This window comes from Amycolatopsis vastitatis, from assembly GCF_002234595.1.
GTDB classification, from domain to species: Bacteria; Actinomycetota; Actinomycetes; order Mycobacteriales; family Pseudonocardiaceae; genus Amycolatopsis; species Amycolatopsis vastitatis.
The window spans coordinates 46,264-70,008 of the sequence record NZ_NMUL01000069.1 but is presented as its reverse complement, the minus strand read 5'-3'; the positions used below and the strand labels follow the sequence as shown (position 1 = coordinate 70,008).

At 72.2% G+C, this 23,745-nt stretch carries 23 protein-coding genes; 14 read left to right on the top strand and 9 right to left on the bottom strand.

What is annotated here, in order from left to right; genetic code table 11:
* The first annotated feature begins 41 nt into the window (after window positions 1–41).
* Genes CF165_RS45660 through CF165_RS45645 form a run of 4 tightly spaced genes read left to right on the top strand, consistent with a single transcriptional unit; the run spans window position 42 to window position 7,735 of the window.
* Complete coding sequence (locus tag CF165_RS45660) at window positions 42–2,693, top strand: exo-rhamnogalacturonan lyase family protein (RefSeq protein WP_240522115.1); 2,652 nt, start codon at window positions 42–44, stop codon at window positions 2,691–2,693.
* Window positions 2,690–3,721: an SGNH/GDSL hydrolase family protein gene (locus tag CF165_RS45655; RefSeq protein ID WP_093953868.1), complete on the top strand. Its 1,032-nt coding sequence runs from the start codon at window positions 2,690–2,692 to the stop codon at window positions 3,719–3,721. The genes CF165_RS45660 and CF165_RS45655 overlap by 4 nt, the downstream gene beginning before the upstream one ends.
* A 2-nt stretch (window positions 3,722–3,723) precedes the next feature.
* Entirely contained in the window at window positions 3,724–6,648 is a 2,925-nt protein-coding gene (locus CF165_RS45650) for a beta-galactosidase (RefSeq protein ID WP_093953867.1), read from the top strand.
* Between the two features lie 58 nt (window positions 6,649–6,706).
* Complete coding sequence (locus CF165_RS45645) at window positions 6,707–7,735, top strand: NsdA family TPR-like regulatory protein (protein WP_500676272.1); 1,029 nt, start codon at window positions 6,707–6,709, stop codon at window positions 7,733–7,735.
* Window positions 7,736–7,972: 237 nt separating this feature from the next.
* Here CF165_RS45645 and CF165_RS45640 read toward each other — a convergent pair whose 3' ends face one another.
* Complete coding sequence (locus CF165_RS45640) at window positions 7,973–8,569, bottom strand: acyl-CoA-like ligand-binding transcription factor (protein WP_093953866.1); 597 nt, start codon at window positions 8,567–8,569, stop codon at window positions 7,973–7,975.
* Window positions 8,570–8,614: 45 nt separating this feature from the next.
* On the opposite strand from CF165_RS45640, the gene CF165_RS45635 reads away from it, so the two are divergent.
* The 3 genes from CF165_RS45635 to CF165_RS45625 all read left to right on the top strand — a co-directional run bounded on the left by CF165_RS45635 (window position 8,615) and on the right by CF165_RS45625 (window position 11,224).
* Window positions 8,615–9,121: a pyridoxamine 5'-phosphate oxidase family protein gene (locus CF165_RS45635; protein WP_093953865.1), complete on the top strand. Its 507-nt coding sequence runs from the start codon at window positions 8,615–8,617 to the stop codon at window positions 9,119–9,121.
* Window positions 9,121–10,695, top strand: a complete 1,575-nt coding sequence (locus CF165_RS45630; RefSeq protein ID WP_093953864.1) for an acyl-CoA synthetase — start codon at window positions 9,121–9,123, stop codon at window positions 10,693–10,695. The genes CF165_RS45635 and CF165_RS45630 overlap by 1 nt, the downstream gene beginning before the upstream one ends.
* Window positions 10,696–10,849: 154 nt before the next feature.
* Window positions 10,850–11,224 (top strand): STAS domain-containing protein, encoded by a 375-nt coding sequence (locus CF165_RS45625; protein WP_093953863.1) that lies wholly within the window; start codon window positions 10,850–10,852, stop codon window positions 11,222–11,224.
* Here the strand turns inward: CF165_RS45625 and CF165_RS45620 are convergent, their stop codons facing one another.
* Window positions 11,225–12,226: a glycoside hydrolase family 113 protein gene (locus CF165_RS45620; protein WP_093953862.1), complete on the bottom strand. Its 1,002-nt coding sequence runs from the start codon at window positions 12,224–12,226 to the stop codon at window positions 11,225–11,227. It abuts the gene before it with no gap.
* A gap of 54 nt (window positions 12,227–12,280) precedes the next feature.
* Here CF165_RS45620 and CF165_RS45615 point away from each other — a divergent pair, with 54 nt between their 5' ends.
* Genes CF165_RS45615 through CF165_RS45600 form a run of 4 tightly spaced genes read left to right on the top strand, consistent with a single transcriptional unit; the run spans window position 12,281 to window position 15,398 of the window.
* Entirely contained in the window at window positions 12,281–12,970 is a 690-nt protein-coding gene (locus CF165_RS45615; RefSeq protein WP_093953861.1) for a TetR/AcrR family transcriptional regulator, read from the top strand.
* Window positions 12,971–13,018: 48 nt separating this feature from the next.
* Window positions 13,019–13,819 (top strand): alpha/beta fold hydrolase, encoded by an 801-nt coding sequence (locus CF165_RS45610; protein WP_093953860.1) that lies wholly within the window; start codon window positions 13,019–13,021, stop codon window positions 13,817–13,819.
* Window positions 13,816–15,054 carry a PP2C family protein-serine/threonine phosphatase gene (locus tag CF165_RS45605; RefSeq protein WP_240522113.1) on the top strand — a complete coding sequence of 413 codons (1,239 nt, stop codon included), beginning with the start codon at window positions 13,816–13,818 and terminating at the stop codon, window positions 15,052–15,054. Before CF165_RS45610 ends, CF165_RS45605 begins: the two co-directional genes overlap by 4 nt.
* Window positions 15,051–15,398: an STAS domain-containing protein gene (locus CF165_RS45600; RefSeq protein ID WP_093953859.1), complete on the top strand. Its 348-nt coding sequence runs from the start codon at window positions 15,051–15,053 to the stop codon at window positions 15,396–15,398. Before CF165_RS45605 ends, CF165_RS45600 begins: the two co-directional genes overlap by 4 nt.
* 14 nt (window positions 15,399–15,412) lie before the next feature.
* Here the strand turns inward: CF165_RS45600 and CF165_RS45595 are convergent, their stop codons facing one another.
* On the bottom strand, window positions 15,413–16,303 hold the full coding sequence (locus CF165_RS45595) for a LysR family transcriptional regulator (RefSeq protein ID WP_093953858.1): 891 nt from the start codon (window positions 16,301–16,303) through the stop codon (window positions 15,413–15,415).
* A gap of 72 nt (window positions 16,304–16,375) precedes the next feature.
* Between CF165_RS45595 and dapA the strand changes: the two genes are divergently transcribed.
* From dapA to glmS, 3 genes are all read left to right on the top strand, one after another.
* Window positions 16,376–17,209, top strand: coding sequence for a 4-hydroxy-tetrahydrodipicolinate synthase (gene dapA, locus CF165_RS45590; RefSeq protein WP_093953857.1), 834 nt, complete (start codon window positions 16,376–16,378; stop codon window positions 17,207–17,209).
* 64 nt (window positions 17,210–17,273) lie between these two features.
* Window positions 17,274–17,546 (top strand): hypothetical protein, encoded by a 273-nt coding sequence (locus CF165_RS45585; protein WP_093953856.1) that lies wholly within the window; start codon window positions 17,274–17,276, stop codon window positions 17,544–17,546.
* A 12-nt stretch (window positions 17,547–17,558) separates the two neighbouring features.
* Window positions 17,559–19,382, top strand: a complete 1,824-nt coding sequence (gene glmS, locus CF165_RS45580; protein WP_093953855.1) for a glutamine--fructose-6-phosphate transaminase (isomerizing) — start codon at window positions 17,559–17,561, stop codon at window positions 19,380–19,382.
* On the opposite strand, the gene CF165_RS45575 is transcribed toward glmS, so the two are convergent.
* The 6 genes from CF165_RS45575 to CF165_RS45550 form a co-directional block, all read right to left on the bottom strand.
* Window positions 19,331–20,512, bottom strand: a complete 1,182-nt coding sequence (locus tag CF165_RS45575) for an NAD(P)/FAD-dependent oxidoreductase (protein ID WP_093953854.1) — start codon at window positions 20,510–20,512, stop codon at window positions 19,331–19,333. The genes glmS and CF165_RS45575 overlap by 52 nt on opposite strands.
* Window positions 20,509–20,709: a ferredoxin gene (locus tag CF165_RS45570; RefSeq protein WP_093953853.1), complete on the bottom strand. Its 201-nt coding sequence runs from the start codon at window positions 20,707–20,709 to the stop codon at window positions 20,509–20,511. Before CF165_RS45570 ends, CF165_RS45575 begins: the two co-directional genes overlap by 4 nt.
* Window positions 20,710–20,732: 23 nt before the next feature.
* The gene (locus tag CF165_RS45565; protein WP_093953852.1) at window positions 20,733–21,347 is read right to left on the bottom strand and encodes a TetR/AcrR family transcriptional regulator; all 615 of its coding nucleotides are present in this window, start codon (window positions 21,345–21,347) and stop codon (window positions 20,733–20,735) included.
* Complete coding sequence (locus CF165_RS45560) at window positions 21,344–22,552, bottom strand: cytochrome P450 (RefSeq protein WP_093953851.1); 1,209 nt, start codon at window positions 22,550–22,552, stop codon at window positions 21,344–21,346. Before CF165_RS45560 ends, CF165_RS45565 begins: the two co-directional genes overlap by 4 nt.
* A gap of 116 nt (window positions 22,553–22,668) precedes the next feature.
* Window positions 22,669–23,103, bottom strand: coding sequence for a pyridoxamine 5'-phosphate oxidase family protein (locus CF165_RS45555; protein WP_093953850.1), 435 nt, complete (start codon window positions 23,101–23,103; stop codon window positions 22,669–22,671).
* Window positions 23,100–23,675 (bottom strand): TetR/AcrR family transcriptional regulator, encoded by a 576-nt coding sequence (locus CF165_RS45550; protein ID WP_093953849.1) that lies wholly within the window; start codon window positions 23,673–23,675, stop codon window positions 23,100–23,102. The genes CF165_RS45555 and CF165_RS45550 overlap by 4 nt, the downstream gene beginning before the upstream one ends.
* Between the last annotated feature and the right edge of the window lie 70 nt (window positions 23,676–23,745).

The window sequence follows — 23,745 nt, the reverse complement described above, 5'->3', positions numbered from 1 at the left end:
GCGGTGTATCGGCCCTGGCCGCCACCACTGTCACCCCATCGATGGCCACTGCGGCTGTCCCCTCCGCGGCGTCCGGCGGCGGCGAAGTGCGCCTGCACTGGCTGGACGGCAAACCGGCCGCCCCGGTGGGCTGCGCCTTCGGCGTGCCGTGGCCGCGGGGAACGCTGTCCCGGACCGTCCCGCTGGCCCTGCACGCCGCCGACGGCGCGCCGGTGCCGGTGCAGTCGTGGCCGCTGGCGTACTGGCCGGACGGTTCGGTCAAGTGGACCGGGCACGCCGTGACGTCGTCGGCCACGGCGGAAACCTTCAAGCTGACCCCGGGCACGCCCGCGGCACCGGCGGCGCCGGTCACCGTGCGGCGTTCGCCCCGCGAAATCGTCCTGAGCAACGGAACAGTCGAGCTGAAGATCGCGACGACGGGCCCCACCGCCGTGCCGTCGATTTCGCGCGCCGGCCGGGTCGTCGCCCGCGACGGTGAGCTCGTGCTGCGGCTGCAGGACCAGCCGGACGACGACGGCGGCGACGCCCGGGCACCCCGCCGCGAAGACTGGACGGGGATCGTCGAACGCGCCGAGGTCGAGCAGTCCGGGCCGGTGCGCGCGGTGGTGAAGCTGACCGGCCGGTACCGGCGCGACCACGGCCGCGGTCCCCGGGCGATCCTGCCCTGGACCCTGCGGGTCTACCTCGGCGCGGGCGACTCCCTGCGTGTCGTGCACAGCTTCCGCTGGGACGCCGACGAAAACCACGACTTCGTCCGCGGGCTGGGCCTGCGGTTCTCGGTCCCGCTGACCGACGAGCCGCACAACCGGCACGTCCGCTTCGGCACGGCCGCGGGCGGCGTGTGGGGCGAGCCCGTCCGCGTGCTCACCGGCCTGCGCCGCGACCCCGGCTCGGCGGTCCGGAAGGCCCAGACCGACGGCACCGCCACGCCACCGGTCGCGCAGTGGGGCCAGCAGGTGCGCGACGGCTACCAGAACCTGGCCCTGTGGAACGACTTCACGCTGTTCCAGGAGTCAGCCCGGCACTTCGCGGTGTGGAAACGCACCACGGCCGCGGGCAGCTGGCTGAAGCACGCCGGCCGCGGCGACCGTGCGTCCGGCTTCGGTTACGTCGGCGGGGTCGGCGGCGGGCTGGGCTTCGGCCTGCGTGACTTCTGGCAGCGCGCCCCGCGCTCGCTGGACATCCGCGGCGCGGCCACGGACACCGCCTCGGTGACGCTCTGGTCGTACTCCCCGCTGGCACCGGCGATGGACCTGCGGACCTACGACACGGTCGCGCACGGGCTCGACCTGTCCTACGAAGACGTCCAAGAAGGTTTCGCGACGCCGCAGGGCATGGTGCGCTCGACCGAGCTGCGGCTGTGGGCGCTGGCGACCACCCCGCCCCGGGACACGATCGCCGCGCTCTCGGCCACGCTGACCGCGCCGCCGCAGCTCGTCACGGACCCCGCGACCTACCACGCGGCCGGGGTGTTCGGCCGCTGGAGCCTTCCCGACCGCGGCACACCCGCCCGCGCGGCTCTCGAAGACGGGATCGCCCGCGAGATCGGCTTCTACGCCGACCAGGTCGACGAGCGCGAGTGGTACGGGTTCTGGCACTACGGCGACGTCATGCACACCTACGACGCCGACCGCCACGAGTGGCGCTACGACGTCGGCGGGTACGCCTGGGACAACGCCGAGCTCGGCACGGACGCCCTGCTCTGGTACGCCTACCTGCGTTCGGGTGATCCCCGGACGTTCCGGCTCGCGCACGCCATGACCCAGCACGTGTCCGAAGTGGACACCCACCACAGCGGCCGGTTCGCCGGGCTCGGGTCGCGGCACGCCGTCGTGCACTGGGGCGACGGCGCCAAGGAGGCCCGGGTCGGCGAGTCGTTCACGAAACGGTTCTCCTACTACCTCACCGCCGACGAGCTGCTGGGCGACCTCATCCGGTCGTCGCTGCAGGTGGACGAGACCCTGCGCACGGTCGATCCCCTGCGCGAAGTCCTGCCGCCGCAGACGAAGGCGCCGGCCCGCGTCCGGATCGGACCGGACTGGTACGCGCTGGTCAGCAACTGGCTGACGGAGTGGGAGCGCACCGGCGACGTCCGCTGGCGCGACCGGATCGTCACCGGCATGAAGGACATCGCCACGTTCCCCGCCGGGCTCTTCACCGGCGAGGCGGGCGGCGCGGTCGGCTTCGACCCGGCGACCGGCCACCTCGTGAACCTGGAGAAGGGCGACTTCGACGGCGGCTACAACCTGTCGATGGCCTTCCTCGGCGAGCAGATCCTCTGGGAGACCCTCGACCTGGTCGACGTCCCGGAGTTCCGCCGGACCTACCTGGACTTCGCCCGATACGCCCAGGCGCCGTCGGCGGAGAAGATCGCCCGGTACGGCCGCGACTTCAACCCCGGGCTGTTCAAGACGATCTACTCGCGCGTCACGGCCTGGGCGGGCGAGCAGCTCGGTGACGCGAGCCTGCGCAAACGCGGCTGGGACCAGTTCACGAGCGACCCGGCGGGCAAGCCGTGGCCGCCCGCGGAACGCGTCACCGGCTCCGCCGTGGCCACTCCGGTGACGGAGATCCCGACCCGGACCACCACGAACCCGGCCGGCGACTTCGCCACGTTCGCGACCAACGACTTCGCCCAGCGCAACCTGGCCACCATCGCGCTGCTCGCCATCGCCCCGGAGGAAGCACCGTGAAGATCCTCGGACTGGCGCTGGCCGCCGTGCTCGCGTTCGGCGCGGTCCCGGCGGCCGCGTCCCCGCACTGGACCGTGTGCGACGGCTCGTGCTCGTTCGCCGTGCCGTCGGGCGACTACGAGATCGAAGTGGTCCTGGGCGGCCGGGACGCCGGGTCGACCGGCCTCGACGTCGAGGCGCGGCGGATCGCGCTCGCCCCGGTGGACACGAAACCGGGGCAGTACGTCCACCGGTCGGTGACCGTCGAGGTGCGCACGCCCGAGGGCATGCCGAGCGGGGAGGACGGACCGGGCACCGCCGGGCTTCAGGTCCGGCTCACCGGGACGGCGCCGCAGCCGGTCCGGATCGCCGTGACACCCAAGCCGAGGGCGCCGCGGATCTTCGTGATCAGCGACTCCACCGCCGCCGACTGGACGAACCTGCCGAAGAACGGCTGGGCCCAGGCCTTGCCCGAGAACTTCCGGGCCGGGCCGAGCGTGCGGAACTACGCGCAGTCCGGCGCGAGCACGGTCAGCTACCTCGCCGACCCGCGCTACTTCCCCCGCGTGCGCCCGATGGTCCGCCCCGGCGACGAGGTGCTGATCCAGCTGGCCCACAACGACAAGCAGACGACCGAAGACGTCTACCGGGCCAACCTCGCGACGCTGATCGACGGCGTCCGGGCGCAGGGCGGGTTCGCGGTGCTGGTCACCCCGCCGGTGCGGCACCGGTTCGGCGCGGACGGCAAGCTCACACCCCTGGGTCTCGTGGTCAACAACCTCGGTGTGGACCTGCCGGCGGTGATGCGCGACGTCGCGCGGCAGCGGAAGACGCCGCTGCTCGACCTGACCGCGCGCAGCCAGGCCCTGGTGGAAGGCCTGGGCGAAGCCGCTTCCTGGGCGTTGTACCTGACGCTCGCCCACGACGGCGTCGACGACGCCACCCACCTCAGCCGGTACGGCGCCGAGCAGTACGCCGCGCTCGTCGCGCGGGCCATGGCCCAAGCCCGGCTGCCGCTGTCGCAGTTCCTGCGTCCCGAAAGGCTCTGACGATGAGACGTCGTCTTCTCGCCCTCGCGCTCGCGCTGGCCACGGCGGCCGGGCTGAGCAGCGCACCCGTGGCCGAGGCGGCCCCGCACGCCCGGCACCAGGTCACGTTCGACAAGTACTCGCTGATGCTGGACGGGCGGCGGCAGTTCGTCTGGTCCGGCGAGTTCCACCCGTTCCGGCTGCCCAGCCCGGACCTGTGGCGGGACGTGCTGCAGAAGATGAAGGCCACCGGCTACAACGCCGTCTCGATCTACTTCGACTGGAACTACCACTCGCCCGCGCCCGGGGTCTACGACTTCACCGGCGTCCGCGACATGGACCGGGTGCTCGACCTCGCGGCCGAGGCCGGGCTGTACGTCATCGCGCGGCCCGGGCCGTACATCAACGCCGAGGTCACCGGCGGCGGCTTCCCCGGCTGGCTGGCCACGCAGGAGGGCAAAGCCCGCAGCGACGCGCCGGACTACCTCGCGGCGGCCGACGAGTGGCTGTCGCAGATCGACCGGATCATCGCGCGGCACCAGTACACCGACGGCCGCGGCTCGGTGATCCTCTACCAGATCGAGAACGAGCTGGCCGCCACCGGCGTGTCCCAGCAGAACTACGTCGCGCACCTCTACGACAAGGTGCGGGCCGACGGCATCGGCGTCCCGATCTTCCACAACGACAAGGGCCGCAACGGGATCTGGGTCCCGCCGGACTCCGGCGTGCCCGGCACCGTGCCGGGCAAGGTCGACCTCTACGCGTGGGACACCTACCCGGCGGGCACCTGCCGCCCCGACGCCACCCCGGGACCGCCGAGCAACGCGCCGGACTGGGGACTTTACGGGCCGGGCGGCGCGAAGGGCGGCGCGAGCGCGTCGCCGAACACGCCCGGGTTCACCGCCGAGTTCGGCGGCGGCTGGTTCGACTACTGGGGCAGCAACGGGACCTACCCGTGCACGGCCGTCCGCCAAGGCCCTGGCTACGAGCGCGTGTTCTACGGCACCAACATCGCGAACGGCCTGACCATCCAGAACTTCTACATGACCTTCGGCGGGACGTCGTGGGGCTGGCTGCCGGCCCCGGTCGTCTACTCGTCGTACGACTACGGCGCGGCCATCGACGAAGGCCGCCAGCTGCGGCCGAAGGCGCTGACGATGAAGGAGCTGGGCTACTTCCTGCAGGCGGTGCCGCCGATCACCAAGCAGGACAAGGCGGACCCCGTCACGCCGTCGTCGACGGCCGTGAAGGTCTACCACAACGTCAACCCGGACACGAAGACGCACTTCTACCTGCCGGTGCACAACCCGTCGAAGGCCACCACGGACGACGCTTTCACCTTCGGAGTGTCCACACCGGACGGTGCGTACACGGTCCCGCAGGCGGGCACGTTGCGGCTGAACGGCCAGGACGCCAAGCACCTCGTGGCGAACTTCGACCTCGCGGGCCAGCACCTGGTGTACTCGACGTCGGAGATCATGACCTCGGTCGACGGCACCGTGCTGCTGAACGGCCGTCTCGGCGAAGACGGGGAAACGACGCTGCGGTACGCGACACAACCTCGTGTGGACGTCCTTTCCGGCGCCGCCACGGCCACCTGGGACGCCGCGAAGGGCGACCTGCGGCTCAACTACATCCACAATGGACTGACTCGGGTCCGGATCTCCGGCGGCGGCCGGGCTCCGGTGACCCTGCTGCTGGCCGACGACACGACCGCCGACACGTTCTGGCGTCAGGACACCGCGGCCGGCCCCGTCCTCGTCCGCGGCCCGGCGCTGCTGCGCACCGCCCGGTCGTTCGGCCCGTTCCTGGCGCTGACCGGCGACACCGCCCGGGCCAGTGACCTCGAAGTGTGGGGTCCCGCGGCGATGGTCTCGTGGAACGGACGGCCGGTCCCGGCGCGGCGGACGACGTCGTCGAGTCTGCTGGCGACGGCGCAGCTGCCCGGCCCGGCGGCGGTCGAGCTGCCGCGGCTGACCGGGTGGAAGCAGGCTCCCGGCTCGCCCGAATCGGCCGTCGCCTACGACGACCGGGGGTGGCTGCCCGCGGACAAGACGAGTACCGCGAGCACGACCAAACCCCCGGCGGGGCAACCGGTCCTCACCGCCGACGACTACGGCTTCCACACCGGCGACGTCTGGTACCGGGGGCACTCGAGCGGTCCGGTCCCGGCCGAGTTGAGCCTGACCTACGGCGGTGGCGGCGCCGGGATGCTGCAGGCGTGGCTAGACGGGCGTTATCTCGGCCAGCACGTACTGCCGAGTGCGCTGGCGTCTCCGCCGACGAGCGGCACGGCCACCTTCGCCGTGCCGGAGGAGCTGCGCGGGGACGACGAGCACGTCCTTTCGGTGATGGTGCGCAACAACGGCCACAACGAGGACGGCGGCGTCAACGACGCCCACAAGGAAGGCCGTGGGCTCATCTCGTCGTCGCTCACCGGGGTGGCGTGGAAGATCCGGGGCGGCGTCACGGATCCGGTGCGGGGCCCGCTGAACAACGGCGGCCTCGACGGCGAGCGCGCGGGCTGGTCCCTGCCGGGTTACCCGGACGCCCGCTGGGCGGCGGGGCAGGTCCCCGCCGCGACAGCGGCGCCGGGCACCACGTGGTACCGCACGAACTTCACCCTGAACGTCCCGAAGGGACAGGACGCCTCGCTGGGCCTGACCATCGGCGACCCGGCGACGCCGCGGTCGGGCGGCCACTACCGGGCGCTGATCTTCGTGAACGGGTGGAACCTCGGGCAGTACATCGCCGACGTCGGTCCACAACACACGTTCGCGCTGCCGAACGGCATCCTGAACCCGAACGGGCACAACACGCTCGCCCTGGCCGTGACCAGCGACGGCGGTGCGGGGAACGGCCTCGAAACCGTGGCGCTGACCGATCTCGGCACGGTCCGGGGCGGAGTCCCGGTGCGGCTGGTCGCCTCGCCGGGGTACCGGCACTGAAAGTTTCCCCGATCGAGTGACCCACGGCGGGCCCGTTTCTTCCGGGCCCGCCGTGGGTATTTCCGTCGTGCCGATGCTGACGACCGACCATGCCGTGCAGGTGGCGCGAGGTGAGGTCATGGTGACGACGACGGGCGATGGGATGCCCCTGCCGATCCGGATCGAGACCACCGACGTCGAAGGACTGGAAGCGGCCGTGGGGGTGCTGCGGGCGCTGGACTACCGGCAGGGCGGCGGGTTCTGCCGGGACGCCGTCCGGGTGGTCAAGACGGCGAGCCTCCTGCTGCACTGGGGCGTGGTGCCGGAGCCGTTGCGGGCGAGGCTGTTCACCGTGCTGGCCGACGTGCACAACCTCCTGGGCTGGACGGAGTTCGACATCGGGCACGGCGGCCCGGCACGACGTCGTTTCGAGCGCGCGCTGGAGCTGGCGACCGAGGCGGGCAACGACAACCTCGTGGCGAACATCCGCTACCGGCTCGGCCGCGTGCACCTGCACCGCCACGACGTCACCGGCGCGCTGACGGAGTTCGCGCACGGGCGGGCCGCCGCCCTGCGGTCCGATTCCCGCCGGGCACTGGCGATCCTGACGGCCAACGACGCGTGGGCCCTCGCCATGGGCGGCGCGGAACGGGCGGCCCTCCTCCGGCTGGAGGAGGCCGAAGCCGCGTTCGCGCAAGCGGGAACCTGGCCGGAACCGCGGCCGTGGGAAGCGTTCTTCGGAGCGGCGGACATGGCCGCGATGCGCGGAACGGTCCTGACCGAGCTGGCCTCCCCAGCCTCGCCGGCTCACAGCGGCGACGCGATCACCCAGCTGACGGACGCGGCCGGCCGCTACGGCGCGGAGATGGCCCGCAGCCGATCGCTGACCCTGATCATGCTGGCCCAGAACCACGCGCTGCGAGGCGACTTCGACGAAGCCGGACGCGTCGGCGTCGAGGCGGTCGATTTGGCCCGTGGCCTGGGATCGGTCCGCCCCAAGGACCGCCTGGCACCTCTCGAGCGCCTCCTCCGCGAGTGCCCGGCCGACCCGGGGGTGACGGCGTTGCTGGACCAAATAACCCGCTACCGCTCCGAACCCCTCCCCTGACCCGACCCCCCAGGTACGCGACCCGACCCTCTGGGTACGCCAGCCGACCCTCCAGGTACACAAGTTCCGAGCCCAGTCACGCGAGTTACGGGCTCAATCACGCGAGTTCCGTACATGGAGGGTCGGCTCACGTACCCGCAGGGTCGACTCGCGTGCTTGGAGGGTCGGCTCGTGTGATTGAAGGGTCGACTCGCGTGCCTGGAGGGTCGACTCGCGGGTTTGGAGGGGCGGGGCGGGCTAGGCCGGGTCGATGGTGATCGTGCTCAGGGCGCGGTGGATGAGGTCTGGGAGGGCTCCGCCGTGGTCGACCCAGTCGTCGAGGGAGATGCGGACCGCGGCCATCGCCAGGGCGGCCAGCAGGCGCGGCCGGGGGTCGTGGCCGGTGAGGTCGCCGAAGCGGGGCGTGAGGAGTCCGGCGATCGCCTGCTCGTAGCGGTGGTAGGTCTGCGCGGTCCAGGCGCCCAGGGCCGGCGACGAGCGGGTGAGCCGGGCCAGTTCGCGGATCTGGCCGGCGTGCGCCGGGAACTCGGCCGCGAGTTCGCCGAAGGCCGTCACCAGGGCTTCCTTCGCCGGCAGGTCGCCCGGCTGGCGGGCGATCGCTTCGGTCACCAGGGTGAGCCACGGCCCGGTGATGCCCTCGGCAACCGCGCTCTCCTTGGTGTCGTAGTAACGGAAGAAGGTCGCACGGGCGACTTCGGCGTCCGCCGCGATCTGGTCCACCGTCGTGCCGCCGACCCCGTGCAGACCGGCCAGCCGGGCCGCCGACGCGGCGATCCGCGCGTTCGTCGCCCGCCTCTTGCGCACGGCGAGGCTTTCCGGTTGGCTATGAGACATAGTCTCATTCTGTACTATGTCTCATCGAGTGGCAAAGGGGCTCTCATGGGCGTGAACCAGCGCGAGCAGATCGTGATGTCCGCCGCGGAGATCACGGAGTTCTTGCACCGGCAGCGGGTCGCGACACTCGCCACGGTCGCACCTTCGGGACAGCCCCACCTCGTCGCGATGTGGTACGCCGTCATCGACGGCGTGCTGTGGTTCGAGACCAAGGCCAAGTCCCAGAAGGCGACGAACCTGCGCCGCGACGGCCGGGTCACCGTGCTGGTCGAGACCGGCGACACCTACGACGCGCTGCGCGGTGTCTCGCTGGAAGGGCGAGCCGAGATCGTCGACGACGCCGACGCGCTGTGGGCGGTCGGCGTCAACCTCTGGGAGCGGTACAACGGCCCCTACACCGAAGAAACCCGCCCGATGGTCGAGTTCATGCTCGCCAAGCGGGTCGCCGTCCGCCTCGACGTCGAGCGGACGCGGTCCTGGGACCACCGCAAGCTCGGCCTGCCCGCCCTCCCGCTCGGCGGCACCACCGCCCCGCAGCTGCGGGAGGCGTGATGGAGTTCAACCTGGCGGACCTCTTCGAGAACATCGCCGACGCGGTCCCCGAGCGCGCAGCCGTGTACGCCGAGGGGCAGACCCTCACCTACCGGGAGCTGGACCAGCGCGCCAACCGGCTCGCGCACCACTTCGCCGCGGCGGGCATCGGGGCGGGTGACCACGTCGGGTGCCACCTGATGAACGGCCCGGAGTACCTCGAAACCCTGCTCGCGCTGCTGAAGATCCGCGCGGTGCCGATCAACGTCAACTTCCGGTACGTCCGCGAAGAGCTGCGTTACCTCTACGACAACGCGGACCTCGTCGGGCTGGTGTACGACACCGACTTCGCCGACCGCGTGGCCGCCGTCCTGCCGGACGTGCCCAAGCTGCGGCACCTCCTGGCCGTCGGCACCGGCGAGCCGCTCCCCGGCACCCAGCGGTACGAGGAAGCGCTGGCCGCCCAGCCCGGCGACCGCGGCGGATTCCCCGCGCGGTCGGCCGACGACCGGCTGATCATCTATACCGGCGGCACCACCGGCCTGCCCAAGGGCGTCGTGTGGCGCCACGAAGACCTGCTCTTCGGCGGCATGAGCGCCGGTGTCGTCGGCCTCACGAAGCCCGAGGACGCCGGCCCGCGTGCGGCGGCGGCCGATCCGCTCGTGATGTTCTCCGCACCCCCGCTCATGCACGGCACGTCGGTGCTGGCCTCGTTCATCAGTTTCCTGGGCGGCAGCAAGGTCTGCCTGGTCCGCAAGTACTCCGGCGACGCGGCCGTCCGCCTCATCGAGGAGCAGGGCTGCCAGACGATGATGATCGTCGGCGACGCGATGGCCGTGCCGCTCATCGAAGCCCTCGACGCGCACCCCCGGCCGCTGCCGACGCTGAAGATCATCGCCAGCGCGGGCGCGCTGCTCACCCGGCAGGTCCGCGACCGCCTGTGCGGGCACCTGCCCGACCTGTTCATCGTGGACAGTTTCGGGTCCACCGAGACCGGGCACAGCGGGGCGGGCGTGGACGAGAGACGGCACTTCACCGTCAACGAGACCACCACGGTCCTCGACGACGCGCTCGAGCCGGTCGAGCCCGGCAGCGGCGTCGTCGGCCAGGTGGCCCGCCGCGGCCACATCGCGCTCGGCTACTACCGGGACCCCGAAAAGACCGCGCGCACCTTCGTCGAAGCCGGCGGCGTCCGCTGGGCCCTGACCGGCGACCAGGCCACGGTGGCCGCCGACGGCACGGTCTGCTTCCTCGGCCGCGGCTCGATCTGCATCAACTCCGGCGGCGAGAAGATCCACCCCGAGGAGGTCGAAGCCGCGCTGAAGTCCCACCCGGCGATCGCCGACGCCGTCGTCGCGGGCATCCCCGACCCCCGGTGGGGCCAGCGGGTCGCCGCCGTCCTCCAGCTCGACCCCACCGCGGACGACGTGAGCCGCGAAGCCCTCGAAGCGCACCTCGCCCCGCTGATCGCGCGCTACAAGCTGCCCCGCCTCACCCACGTCGTCCCCCGCATCGAGCGCTCCCCCTCGGGCAAACCGGACTACCGGTGGGCCACCGACACCCTGGTCCGCGCGGCGGCCGAGCAGTCACCCTGAGCCCACCGTTCGGGTCGTTTCCGCATGTTTGGTCTTCGACGAGCCGGGGTACCACCGATTCCGGAGCGGTCCGGCCACCGGAGCCGGGACCGCGGTCAGGACCGGCGGAGAAGGGAATCCGACATGGCAGCGCGGTCGTCGAAGCAAGCCTGGGGTGATCGTGATCGCTGACGGCAACCGGCTGCAGCCCCAAGATCTCCTGCGCGTGACCCCGGACCACTCCGACGGCGCCGTGGTGCTGGCGGCGGCCGGCGAGGTCGACCTGCTGAGCGCCCCCGTGCTGAGCGAAGCGATCACCACGGCCCTGGCCGACGCCCCAGCCCTGCTGGTGGTCGACCTGACCGAGGTCTCCTTCCTCGCCTCCATCGGCATCACGGTCCTGCTCGAGGCCCGCCGCGTGGCCGGCGACCACACGCGGGTCCGCGTCGTCGCCCCCGAGCACGGCGTCGTCAACCGCACCCTGCAGCTGACGGGCCTGCACGAAGCGCTGGCCGTGAAGACCACGCGGGACGACGCGCTCGCCGGCTGATCACCGGCCGAACCGGGCCGCGATCGTGTGGAAGACCTCCTTCGGCTCCCACGCCAGGCCGGGATACGCGGTGCCCGGGCCGCGGAGCACCTTGACCGCGCCGTAACTGGCCAGATCGAGGTCCCGCCGCGGCCCGGGGTCGAACGGGTACTCGTAGCCGGCGAAGGTGAACCAGAACGCGCCGTGCACGCCTTCTCCCTCGAAGACGTCCATCAGCTCGGTGAAGTACGCCGCCTGCCCGGCCTCGTCGCGGACGTAGTCGCCGTTCAGCACGCGGGGTTCGGACTCGAAGTCGACGATCGTCCAGCCCGTGCCGCCGGCGTCGGCCGCGCCCCGGTGGGTGCAGCAGCCGAACTCCGTGACGACCAGCGGCTTGCCGTGGCTCCGGTGGGTGCGCACGCGCTCGGCGAAGTCGCCGGCGTTGCCGGCCGAGCGGTACAGGTCGACGGCGGCGAAGTCGAACCCCGACCAGTCGACGTCTTCCCAGTCCCCGGCGGCGTAAGTGATCTTGCCGCCGAAGTGCTCCCGCGCGTCCGCGGCGATGTCGCGCAGCACCTCGGCGAAGTCCCACTCGGGCGAGAACGTGGCCCACGCTTCGAGGTTCCCCGCGCTCCGCAAGCGTTCCATCAGGTACGCGCCGGGCATGAACCCGGTGCAGAACAACGACATCTCGCAGCCGAGCACGAGCACGGTCTCCGGGTCCCGCGTCCGGATCTCCTCCGCCCGGCGGGCGCAGTCCGCGAGGTAGGGGCGCAGCCGCGGCGGCGTCAGGTCCATCGGGAAGGGCGCGAACCACACGCGCAGCCCGGCGTCGATCGCGGCGTGCGCGGCCAGCGCGAGGCGGTCCGGGTCGTCCCCGCTGATCCGGACCGTGTCGCAGTGCAGGTCCCGCGCGATGATCTCCAGCTCCCGCCGCACCACCGCGGGCTCGAAGCCGACGCGCGACCGGTCGCCGACCGCGCCCCCGAAACCCGTGTCGTAGTTGATGCCCCTGAGTTCCATCCGCCCCTCCGGAATGTACGTGGTACACGCGACTGTACGTTGTACACTCCGCGCATGCCACCCCCGGAACCGCTGATCTGGCACCACCCGGAGCCGCCGGGCCGGAAGAACGCGCTCACCCGCGCGGCGGTCGTGCGCACCGCGATCGAGGTCGCCGACGCCGGCGGGGTCGCCGCCCTGACGATGCGCGCCGTGGCCGACGCGCTCGGCGTGTCGACGCCGATGTCGCTGTACCGCTACGTGCTCAACAAGGACGGCCTGGTCGACCTCATGCTGGACGAGGTGTCGGCCGAGGTCGCCGTGCCGTCCGCGCCGAGCGGCGACTGGCGCGGCGACCTGCGCGGGCTCGCGACGAGCCTCTGGGCGATGATCGGCAGGCACGGCTGGTACGCCGAGCTGGTGGACAGCCGCCCGCCGTTCGGCCCCCGCACCATGCGGCGGGCCGCGTTCCTGATGACCGTGCTCGACGGCGCGGGCCTCACGCCCGCCGTCGCCTACGCCTCGCTGCTGGACAACTACGTCACCGGCACGGCGATGAGCGTCAGCCGGGAGCTCGAGCTGCTCGGCCGGTTCGGCATCGGCTCGACCGCGGACCTGCCGTCGTACGCGGGCGAGATGGCCGACGACTCGCTCGCGCCCTGGCTCCACGACATGCCGGACCTCACCGCGGACTCCCGGTTCGAGCTGGGCCTCGACTGCCTGCTCGACGGGTTCGCCCAGCGCCGTCGAGCAGGCCGTCGCTGAAAATCCGCTCAGCGCACGCGCGGCGCGGGCGGGTGGCAGGATGTGGCGGTGAGCATGCGCGACAGGAACAACGTGGTCGTCACCGGGCGCGAAGACGGGCCGGTGGTCCTGCTGGCGCACGGGTTCGGCTGTGACCAGAACCTGTGGCGCCTCGTCGTCCCCGAGCTGGCGCGGCGGTACCGGGTGGTGCTGTTCGACCACACCGGCGCCGGGCGCTCGGACCTGTCGGCCTGGAGCGCCGAGCGCTACGGCAGCCTCGACGGCTACGCCGACGACGTCCTGGCCATCTGCCGCGAGCTGGACCTGCGGGACGTCGTGCTGGTGGGGCACTCGGTCAGCGCGATGATCGCGGTGCTGGCGGCCAACCTCGAGCCGGCCCGGTTCGCGAAGCTGGTGCTGCTCACGCCGTCGCCGTGCTACCTCGACGACGGCGGCTACCGCGGCGGGTTCAGCCGCGCCGACATCGACGAGCTGCTCGAAGCGCTGGAGTCGAACTACCTGGGCTGGTCGGCGACGATGGCGCCGGTGATCATGGGCAACCCGGACCGCCCGGAGCTGGGCGAGGAGCTGACGAACAGCTTCTGCCGCACCGATCCGGCGATCGCGCGGGTCTTCGCCAGGGCGACGTTCCTGTCCGACAACCGCGCCGATCTGGCCAAGGTCACCGTCCCCACGCTGGTGATCGAGTGCCTGAACGACGCCATCGCGCCGCGGGAGGTCGGGCGGTTCACCCACGAGCAGATCGCGGGCAGCACGCTGGTGACGCTGGACGCGACCGGGCACTGCCCGCAGCTCAGCGCGCCGGAGACCACGGCCGCCGCGATCACGGCGTTCGTGAGCGGCCCATGATGTGCGAGGCCGGGGACCACCCCGGCCCGGACGGTCAGGAGGGCGCCGGACCGGCGTTCTCGGCTTTGCTGGAGGACAGCGCGGAAGACCTCTACGAGCACGCACCCTGCGGCTACCTCTCGACGTTGCTGGACGGCACGATCGCGAAGATCAACGCGACGCTGCTCGGCTGGCTCGGCTACGCCCGCGACGAGGTCGTCGGCCGCCGCCGGTTCGCCGACCTGCTGACCGTCGGCGGCCGGATCTACCACGAGACGCACTTCGCGCCGCTGCTGCGCATGCAGGGCGAGCTGGGCGGAGTCGCCTTCGAACTCAAGGCCGCGGACGGGACGCGGCTGCCGGTGCTGGTCACCTCGACGGTCAAGACCGGCAGCGACGGCCAGGCGCAGCTGATCCGCACCACGATCTTCGACGCGAGCGACCGGCGCGCCTACGAGCAGGAGCTGCTGCGGGCGCGGGAAGAAGCCGAACGCGAGCGCGACCGGGTGCAGCGGCTGGCGCGGACGCTGCAGCGGACCCTGCTGCCGCCCGCCCTGCCCGAGGTGCCCGGCATGCGGGTCGCGGCGTACTACCACCCCGCGTCGGCCGACGAGGTCGGCGGCGACTTCTACGACCTGTTCCCGCTGACCGGTGGCACGTGGGGGTTCTTCCTCGGCGACGTGTCCGGGAAGGGCGCCGCCGCGGCCGTGGTGACGTCGCTGGCGCGCTACACGCTGCGCGCGGCCGCGGTGTACGAGGCGGACCCGGCGTCCGTGCTGGCGCACCTCAACACCGTGCTCCACCACGAGTACCGCGGCAGCGATCCGCGCTACTGCACCGTGATCCACGGGCACATCCGGCCCGAGGGCGACAGCGCCCGGGTCACCCTCGCGACCGGCGGGCACCCGCCGGCGCTGCTGATCCGCGCCGACGGCACGTCCGCGTTCCTGCCCGCCCCGGGCGGCCAGCTGGTCGGCGCGCTGCCCGGCGCGCGGTTCGTCGCCGACGACGTGGTCCTGCGGCCGGGCGACGCCTTGCTGCTCTACACCGACGGGCTGACCGAAGCCCGCACCCACGGCCGCACCCGCTACAGCGAAGAGCGGCTGCGGGCGGACCTGACCGGCTTGGCACCGGCCACCGCGCAGTCGGTGATCACGGCGGTGACCGGCCTGCTCGCCGGCTTCGGCGACGGCGTCGAGGACGACACCGCGCTGCTGGCGTTGAGCATCCCGCTGCCCGGAGGCGATCGACCGTGACCACCCCCTTCTCCGCCACCACCCGCGCCACCGGGGCCGGGCCGGTCGTCACCGTCAGCGGCGAGGTCGACGTGGCGACGGCACCCCGGCTGCGCGCCGAGTTCGGCGCCCTCACCCTGGAGCGGGGACAGCTGCTGGTGGTGGACCTCGCCGGGGTGACGTTCTGCGACTCCAGCGGCATTTCGGCGCTCATCGCCGCCCGCAACTTGGCCGAGGAGGCCGAAGCCGGCGTCGCGCTGGCGGCTGTGCCCGACCGGCTGAGCCGGACGTTCGCCCTGATCGGCCTCGGGGACTTCTTCCCCACCTATCCCAGCGCCGAAGAGGCCATCGCCTCGCAGACGTGACTGCGAGGCCCGCCTTACGTCCCGAACGCTCCCAGCTCGGCCAGCACCGCGCGGATCGCCGGACTGGTGTCGGCGCTTCGCCGCCACACCGCGTGGACCTCCCGCTTCGGCGGCCGGCGCAACGGCCGGGAGACCAGGTCCCCCAGCGGCGGCCGGGCGAGGCGCGGAATCAGCGCGACCACGTCCCCGGCGGCGACCAGCGCCAGCTGCGTGGCGAAGTCGTCGACCAGGTGGCGCACGTCCGGCTCGTCGGCGAACAGCCGCCGGAACCATTGGTGGCACACGGTTCCCGGCGGGCTGGTCACCCAGGCGTGACCGGCGAGGTCACCGCCGCCGAGGGGCCCGTCGAGCCGCGCGAGCGGGTGGGTGCGGCTCATGACCAGATCCCCGATGTCGGTGTGCACCCGGCGCCGCACCAGTGACGGCGGCAGCGGCGCGGGCAGCAGCCCGTCGGCGTCGTGGACGAGGGCGAGGTCGGCCGCCCCCGCGCCGACGCTGTGCCACGCCTCGCCGGGGTCCTGCTCGGTGATCTCGACGCGCAAGTCCGGGCCTTGCTCCGCCAGCCGGGGTACCAAAGGCGCGAGCAAGCCGCGAATCGCCGTCGAGAAGGCCACCACCCGGAGCGTGCCGCGCGGCGCGCCTTCCGAGACCGACTGGGCGGCTTCGGCGCAGCGTTCCAGCGCCTGGAACACCTCGGCGGCCGAGTCGACGATCGCCTGCCCGGCCGGCGTCAGCACGACCCCGCGGCCCGCCGGGGCGAGCACCGGCACCCCGACCTGGCGTTCCAGCCGCTTGATCTGCTGCGACACCGCGGACGCCGTGAACCCGAGCTCTTCGGCCGCCCGCGCCAGCGTCCCGAGCGCGGCCACCGACCGCAACGCCCGCAGCGCACCGACCTCGATCATGAAGCCATGCTACGCAATATCGGCAAAAAAGCATCGCTGGACCGCGGCAATCGCGCCGGGCAGGGTCGGACCATGACCGAATTCGGCACCAACCTCGTCGCGATGGTGACCCCGATGCGGCCCGGCGGCGGGCTCAGCGAACCCGGCCTCGCCGGGCTCGTGGACCACCTGCTGGCCACCGGGTGCGACGGCCTCGTCGTGGGCGGGACCACCGGCGAGTCCCCCACCCTTTCCGACGCCGAGTCCGCCGGCCTCGTCCGGGCCGTGGCGGCCCGGGCCGGAAACCGCGCACGCGTGACCGCCGGCGTGGGCACCTACGACACGGCCACGAGCATCCGCCGCGCCCGCGAAGCCGAAGCGGCCGGCGCCGACGCGCTGCTGCTCGTCTGCCCCTACTACTCGCGGCCGACGCAGGCCGGGGTGATCGCGCACTGCGTGGCCGTGGCGGACGCGACCGAGCTGCCGGTGATGCTCTACGACGTCCCCGCGCGCACCGGCGTCGCGATGGCGCCGTCCACCCTGATCGAGCTGGCCGGCCACCCGCGGATCCGGGCGGTGAAGGACGCCAAGGGCGACCTGTTCGAAGCGATGACAGTCATGTCCCGGACGTCGCTGGCGTACTACTGCGGCATCGACGAACTCAACCTGCCGTACCTCGCGTGCGGCGCCGAGGGCCTGGTCAGCGTGGTGGGCAACGTCGCGGCCGACCGCACCGCGGACCTCATCCGCGCCGTCCGCGACGGTGACCTCGAGAAGGCGCGGGTGATCAACGACGACCTGATCCCGTTGACGGACTCGATCATGCGCACCGGCACGGGCGCGGCGAACGCCAAAGCCGCGCTCGCCGAGCGGGGGATCATCCCGCACGCCAGCGTCCGGCTCCCGTTGCTCGAGGCAGCGATGTAGTGTCCGACGAGGGAGAACTTGCCCGATTTCGGGCAAGAATTTGGGCTTGAGCCCCGCGCAAGGCATGATGTCCGGCGTGGAGGACACCGACATCGTCGAGCGCGTGGCCGCGTCCACCGGGCTGCCGCCCGGGGTCGCCGCCCGCGTCGTCGACGACGTCCTGGCCTTCTACCGGACTCCCACCGAGGACTACGTGCGCCGCCGGCACGCCGAGCTGCAGGCCCAGGGCCGGAAGAACCCCGAGATCTTCCCGCTGATCGCCGCCGAGCTCCGCGGGCGGCTGGTGGCCGCGCCCGTCCTCTCCGAGCGGCAGCTGCGCCGCATCGTCTACGGCTAGAGAGGTTCGCCCATGTGCGGAATCGTCGGCTACATCGGCGGCCAGAACGCCGCCCCCATCCTGCTCGAGGGCCTCACCCGGCTCGAGTACCGCGGCTACGACTCGGCGGGCATCGCCGTCCTCGGCGCCAAGAACACCGCCCAGGTCCACCGCGTCGTCGGCCGGGTGCGGAACCTCGCCGCCGCGCTGCCCAAGCGGCTCACCGGCAAGGTCGGCATCGGGCACACGCGCTGGGCCACGCACGGCCCCGCGTCGGAGGCCAACGCGCACCCGCACACGTCCGAGGACGGCCGGATCTCCGTCGTCCACAACGGCATCATCGACAACGCCGACACGCTGCGCGCCCAGCTCGCCGACGCCGGGGTGGCCCTGACGTCCGAGACCGACACCGAGGTCCTCGCCCACCTGATCGCCCGCGCGAAAGCCGAAACCCTCGAAGACGCCGTAGTCGAGGCGGTCTCGCGGATCACCGGCACGTACGCGATCGCCGTGACCGACACCGCGCACCCGGACCGCCTGGTCATCGCGCGCAACGGCTCACCGCTGATCATCGGCGTCGGCGAGCGGGAGATGTTCGTCGCCAGCGACCTGGCCGCGCTCGTCCGGCACACCTCGCAGGTCGCGCACCTCGACGACGGCGAGTTCGCGACGGTCTTCGCCACCGGCTACCGCACCTTCACCGTCGACGAGAGCGACACCACCAAGCCCGCCACCGAGATCGACATCGACGCCGAGGACCTCGACCTGGGCGGCTACCCGCACTACATGGCCAAGGAGATCCAGGAGCAGCCCGAATCGGTCGAGCGGATCATCCGCGGCCGGCTGGACGACCGGTTCGGCGTCGCCCGCCTCGACGGGCTCAACCTGACGCCCCGGGAGCTGCGCGGGTTCAGCCGCGTCAAGATCCTCGGCTGCGGTTCCGCCTACTACGTCGGCCAGATCGGCGCCACGATGATCGAAGAGCTGGCGAGGATCCCGGCCGACGCCGAAGCCGCGTCCGAGTTCCGCTACCGCAACCCGATCATCGAGGCCGACACGCTCTACATCGCGGTCAGCCAGTCCGGCGAGACGATCGACACCGCCTTCGCCGTCGAGGAGATCAAGCGCAAGGGCGGCCGGGTCGTCGGCCTGGTCAACGTCGTCGGCTCGACGATCGCCCGCGCCTGCGACGGCGGCGTCTACCTGCACGCCGGCCCGGAGATCGCGGTCGCGTCGACCAAGGCGCTCACCAACATGGCGGTCGGCTTCGCGCTGATCGCGCTGTCGCTCGGCCGGGTCCGCGATCTGTCCAATGCGGACGGTCAGCGCATCATCGACGCGATCCGCGCGCTGCCCGGCCAGATCAAGTCCATCTTGGACTTCGAACCCGAGATCGCCGAGCACGCGAAGACCGTCGCCGCCGCGAAGAGCCTGTTCTTCGTCGGCCGCGTCCGCGGCTACCCGGTGGCCAGGGAAGGCGCGCAGAAGTTCAAGGAGATCTCCTACCGGCACGCCGAGGCGTACCAGACCTCCGAGCTCAAGCACGGCCCGCTCGCGCTGATCGACGAGTCGCTCCCGACGGTCGCCGTCGTGCCGTCGGACGAGCTGACCGGGCGCAACCTGGCCGCGGTCCAGCAGATCAAGGCCCGCGGCGGCGCGGTACTGGCGGTGACCCACGCCGGTGTCGACTTCGGCGAACTGGACGTCCCGCGGATCGTGGTGCCCAAGACCGAGCCGGAGCTCGACCCGATCCTGCTCACCATCCCGCTGCAGCTGCTCGCCTACCACGCCGCGCTGACACTGGGCTACGACATCGACAAGCCGCGCAACCTGGCCAAGTCCGTCACCGTCGAGTGAGCCCTGGCCTGCTTGGGCATGTTCCAGCCGAGCACCCCGGTGACCTCGCCGCCCCGGCGGTACTGCGCGACGAACCGGCCCTCGCGAGGATCTCCTTCCACAATGGACACCTCGGCGTCCGCGGCCAACGTGCCGTGCACGTGGATGCGGGCGTCGAACTGGTGGGTCCAGAAGTACGGCACCGGCGTGTACGGGCGGTCTTCGCCGAGGATGTTCCCCGCGACGGCGACCGCTTGTTCGGTGGCGTTGGTCCGGTTTTCCAGCCGCAGCAGCGCGTCGAGCCCTTCGTGGTGCCAGCGGGCGACGTCGCCCGCGGCGAAGATCCCTTCGGCCGCCCGGCACCGGGAGTCGCACACGACGCCGTTGTCGCACAGCAGCCCGCTGCCCGCCAGCCAGTCCGTCGCCGGTGCGGCTCCGAACGCGACCACGACGACGTCGGCGGGCAGCACCTCGCCGGACGCCAGCCGCACTCCGGCGACCCGGCCGTCTCCGGCGGCCAGGCCGGTGACCGCGGCACCGAGCCGCAGCTCGACACCGCGAGCGGCGTGCAGGTCCGCGAGCAGGCCCGACGCGAGCGGACCGAACTGGTAGGCCAGCGGCGCGGGCTGCGGGCCGGCCAGGGTGACCGGAACGCCCATCGCGCACACGGTCGCCGCGATTTCGGCGCCGAGCACGCCGTCCCCGACGACCACCACCCGCCTGCCGGGCGTGAGGTCCGCGCGCAGGGCCAGCGCGTCGTCGAGAGTGCGCAGCACGTGGACACCCGCGAGGCCGTGCTGCCCGGGCAGGGTTCGCGGCCGCAGCCCGGTGGCGAGGACGACCACCTCCGCGGCCAGGGTGCGCCCGGCCGCCGTGTGGACGGTCCGCGCGCGGGCGTCCAGCCGCACCGCCGGGTCACCGAGCACGAACTCGGTGTCCAATGCGGACAGTGCGTCCGCCGTCCGCAACCGCGTCTGCTCGGGCTTCCAGCTCCCGCCGAGGACCTGCTTGGACAGCGGCGGCCGGTCGTAGGGCAGGTGCGCCTCGGCGCCGAGCACCGTCACGCGGCCCCCGTACCCCTTGCGGCGCAGGGCTTCCACGGTCGCAAGCCCGGCAGCCGAAGCGCCGACGACCAGGACGTCGTCGATCATCCCTCCTCGCTGACCGAGATCGCGACGCCCGGGCACACGCTCGCCGCCTCGCGGACTACTCCGTGCAGGGCTTCGCCAGGGCGCTCGTCGAGCAGGATGACGATGCCGTCGTCGTCGCGCTGGTCGAACACGTCCGGCGCGAGCATGACGCAGGTGCCGGCGCCGCAGCACTTGCCTTCGTCCACGGTGACCTTCATGGGGGGTTTCCTTTCGTCGACAGTTACTTCGTGACCGGCGCGAGCCACAGCCCGGCCAGTGCGTCGGTGAGGCCCGTGGCGGTGTCGCGCCAGCCGGCGGTGCCCGCGCCTTCGGCGATGGCGCGTTCCCGCTCGGCCATCGTGTGCATCAGCAGGAGGCGGGTGATGTCGTTCCGTTCGGCACGGACTTCGGCGGGCAGCCCGGGCAGGCACCGGTAGAGCCCTTCGAGGGTCCGCGCCAGCGACGGGGACGTCAGCGTCTCATCGACGATGACCGCGCGCAGGGACGGCTCGGTCATCGTCTGGGCGGCGAACCGGGCGAACCAGGTGGGTGTGCCCAGCTCGGCCAGGTGCTCGGTGGTCGGGTACACCAGGCAGCCGAGCCAGTCCCGCAGCTCCGTGGGGCCACTGTCCAGCCGCCGATGACGCAGCCGTTCGATCGATCCGCTGTGCTTGCGGACGATGGCCCGCACCAGGTCGGTCCGGGTGCCGAAGTGGTAGCCGACGGCGGTGTTGTTGCCCTGCCCGGCCGCCTCGCTGATCTGCCGGTTCGACACGGCGAGCACGCCGTGTTCGGCGTAGAGCCGTTCCGCCACCGTGAGGATCCGCTCCCGCGTCGCCTGCGCGCGGTCGCTCACCAGCGGACGGGCAGTTCCCGCAGCCCGCCGACGGCGAGCCCCTCGACGCGGCGCAGTTCGTCCGCCGGGACGGCCAGTTCGAGCGACGGCAGCTTGCGCAGCAGCACTTCCAGGACCACCTGCAGCTCGGTGCGGGCCAGCGGCTGGCCGAGGCAGGCGTGCGCGCCGGCGCCGAAGGCCAGGTGCGGGTTCGGGCTGCGGGTCAGGTCGATCTCGGCGGCGTTTTCGAACGCCCGCTCGTCCCGGTTCGCCGCCGCCATGCTGCACATCGCGGTGGTGCCGCCGGGCAGCACGGTGCCGCCGACCTCGAAGTCCTCGCTGAGGTAGCGCAGCATGCCGACGCCCGCGTTCGCGTCCGCCCGCAGCGCTTCCTCGACCGCCGTGCGCACCAGCGACGGGTCGGCGAGCAGCTGTTCCCACCGGCTCCGGTCGGCCAGCAGCATCGCCGTCATCTTGGCGATCATGTTCGCGGTGGTTTCGTGCCCGGCGATGAGCAGGCCGATGCCGGTGGCGGTCAGCGTCGCGTCGGACCAGTCGACGCCTTCGGCGATCAACGCGCTGAGGATGTCCTCGCCGGGCTCCGCGCGCTTGGCGGCGATGTGCGCGCCCATGTACCGGCCGAACTCCGCCTGCGCCGCGTCGAACTCGGCCTGGGTGTAGCGGGTCATGCTGAGCATGACGTCGGACCAGTGGGCGAACCGGTCCCGGTCGGCGTCCGGCACGCCGAGCATGTCGCAGATGACCCACACCGGCAGCGGGAAGGCGAGGCCGGCCTTGAGGTCCGCGGGCGCGCCCTTGGCGACCATCTCGTCGAGGAGCTGCTCGGCCATCGCCGCCATGCCCGGCCGCAGCGCGTTCATCCGCTTGGCGGTGAACCACTTCCCGAGCAGGCGGCGCCACTTCAGGTGCTCTTCGCCGTGCTGCGGGAGCACGGTCGCCATCTCGCTGTTGAACACCCCGCCCGACTCGGTGTCCGCGACGCGGGCCGCGTTGTCCGCCGGGGTCGGCCGGGTGAAGCGCGGGTCGGACAGCACGCTCTTGACGTCGTCGTAGCGGGTGATCAGCGTCGCTTCGTCCCCGCTGGCCAGCGCGACGCGCGCCACGGGGCACTTCTCCCGGAACTCCGCCCACTCGGCCGGCGGCTCCAGCGCGGTGGCGGCCTCGAACGGGAACCGCGGCAGCGGCTCGGTGTGACTTGGCGTCATGTCGGGCTCCTCGTCGGTGAATGTCCCCTGCCCCGAGCATGGCGACGATCGGCTATTAAGTCAAGCAGTTGACTTAATAGCCGGAGACAACTGCGCCGAATCCGCCCGAACAGGAGTTATTCGCGCTCGACCTTGCGCAGACCGCCCGAGGGCGTCCACCACTCGACGACCAGCAGCGTCGCGGCCGCGTTCAGGTGGGTGTGCACGACCTCGGCGACGTCCACCCGGAACCGCTCGCCGTCTTCGCTCAGCGCCCGGCCCGCGATCTTCGCCTCCCCCGACCACTGCGCCTCCGCGCCTTCGACCGGGTCGACCGTCGCGCTGTGCAGCGCGAACCGCGGGTCGCGCCGCAGGTCAGCGCCCTTGCGCGCGTTCGGCATCGAGCCGAAGGACAGTTCGCCGTCCTCGAAGACCGTCTCGATCCCGGAGATCCGCGGCGACCCGTCGGCCCGCAAGGTCGCGATGGTCTTGTGCTTGTGCGCGTCGAACAAGGCCCGGACCCGCCGCGCGAACTCCGGTTCCGCCGCTTCGAACTCCCGCCACGCCGTCATGCCCCCATGGTCTCGCACTTCAGCCCGGCGACCAGGATTCCGACCAGCCGGCGCGCGTCGTACTGCGGATCGCTGTCCGCGCCGACGCAGAGGTTGCCGACGCCTCGCATCAGTTCGAGCGGCCGCACCTCGGCCCGGACCTCGCCGGCCGCGGCCGCCGCGTCGAGCAGGTCGGCACACACCGGCACGAGGCGCTCGAGGAAGTACGCGTGCAGCGACTCGAAGCCGGCATTGTCGGACTGGAGCACACCCGCGAGCCCGTGCTTGGTCACCAGGAAGTCGGCGAAGAGGCCGATCCACTGGACCAGCGCCGCGTACGGGGAGTCGCTCGAGGCCAGCAGGGCCGGCCCCGCCTCCGCGCAGGCGCACACCTGGTGCCGGTAGACGGCGATGATGAGGTCGGCCCGGGTCGGGAAGTGGCGATAGATCGTGCCCATCCCCACCCCGGCCTTCGCCGCGATGTCGCGCACCGGCGCGTCCACGCCGGAGGCGACGAAAACCGCCGCCGCCGCGTCCAGCAAAGTCTTTTCGTTGCGCCGGGCATCCGCCCGCTTGAGCTTGCGCTCGCCCACGACACCTCCCGGGTTGCTAAGCGGAACAATGTTCCGTATTGTTAGCGGAGCAACGTTCCGTTTGCCTATC

What these genes read in the sequence shown, in the direction of transcription:
- CF165_RS45570 (WP_093953853.1), bottom strand. Translation starts at nt 20,709, where the DNA reads ATGAAGGTCACCGTGGACGAAGGCAAGTGCTGCGGCGCCGGCACCTGC.
- CF165_RS45640 (WP_093953866.1), bottom strand. Translation starts at nt 8,569, where the DNA reads ATGTCTCATAGCCAACCGGAAAGCCTCGCCGTGCGCAAGAGGCGGGCG.
- CF165_RS45585 (WP_093953856.1), top strand. Translation starts at nt 17,274, where the DNA reads ATGATGTCCGGCGTGGAGGACACCGACATCGTCGAGCGCGTGGCCGCG.
- glmS (WP_093953855.1), top strand. Translation starts at nt 17,559, where the DNA reads ATGTGCGGAATCGTCGGCTACATCGGCGGCCAGAACGCCGCCCCCATC.
- CF165_RS45560 (WP_093953851.1), bottom strand. Translation starts at nt 22,552, where the DNA reads ATGACGCCAAGTCACACCGAGCCGCTGCCGCGGTTCCCGTTCGAGGCC.
- CF165_RS45615 (WP_093953861.1), top strand. Translation starts at nt 12,281, where the DNA reads ATGCCACCCCCGGAACCGCTGATCTGGCACCACCCGGAGCCGCCGGGC.
- CF165_RS45605 (WP_240522113.1), top strand. Translation starts at nt 13,816, where the DNA reads ATGATGTGCGAGGCCGGGGACCACCCCGGCCCGGACGGTCAGGAGGGC.
- CF165_RS45620 (WP_093953862.1), bottom strand. Translation starts at nt 12,226, where the DNA reads ATGGAACTCAGGGGCATCAACTACGACACGGGTTTCGGGGGCGCGGTC.
- CF165_RS45595 (WP_093953858.1), bottom strand. Translation starts at nt 16,303, where the DNA reads ATGATCGAGGTCGGTGCGCTGCGGGCGTTGCGGTCGGTGGCCGCGCTC.
- CF165_RS45660 (WP_240522115.1), top strand. Translation starts at nt 42, where the DNA reads ATGGCCACTGCGGCTGTCCCCTCCGCGGCGTCCGGCGGCGGCGAAGTG.
- CF165_RS45630 (WP_093953864.1), top strand. Translation starts at nt 9,121, where the DNA reads ATGGAGTTCAACCTGGCGGACCTCTTCGAGAACATCGCCGACGCGGTC.
- CF165_RS45650 (WP_093953867.1), top strand. Translation starts at nt 3,724, where the DNA reads ATGAGACGTCGTCTTCTCGCCCTCGCGCTCGCGCTGGCCACGGCGGCC.
- CF165_RS45635 (WP_093953865.1), top strand. Translation starts at nt 8,615, where the DNA reads ATGGGCGTGAACCAGCGCGAGCAGATCGTGATGTCCGCCGCGGAGATC.
- CF165_RS45575 (WP_093953854.1), bottom strand. Translation starts at nt 20,512, where the DNA reads ATGATCGACGACGTCCTGGTCGTCGGCGCTTCGGCTGCCGGGCTTGCG.
- dapA (WP_093953857.1), top strand. Translation starts at nt 16,376, where the DNA reads ATGACCGAATTCGGCACCAACCTCGTCGCGATGGTGACCCCGATGCGG.
- CF165_RS45555 (WP_093953850.1), bottom strand. Translation starts at nt 23,103, where the DNA reads ATGACGGCGTGGCGGGAGTTCGAAGCGGCGGAACCGGAGTTCGCGCGG.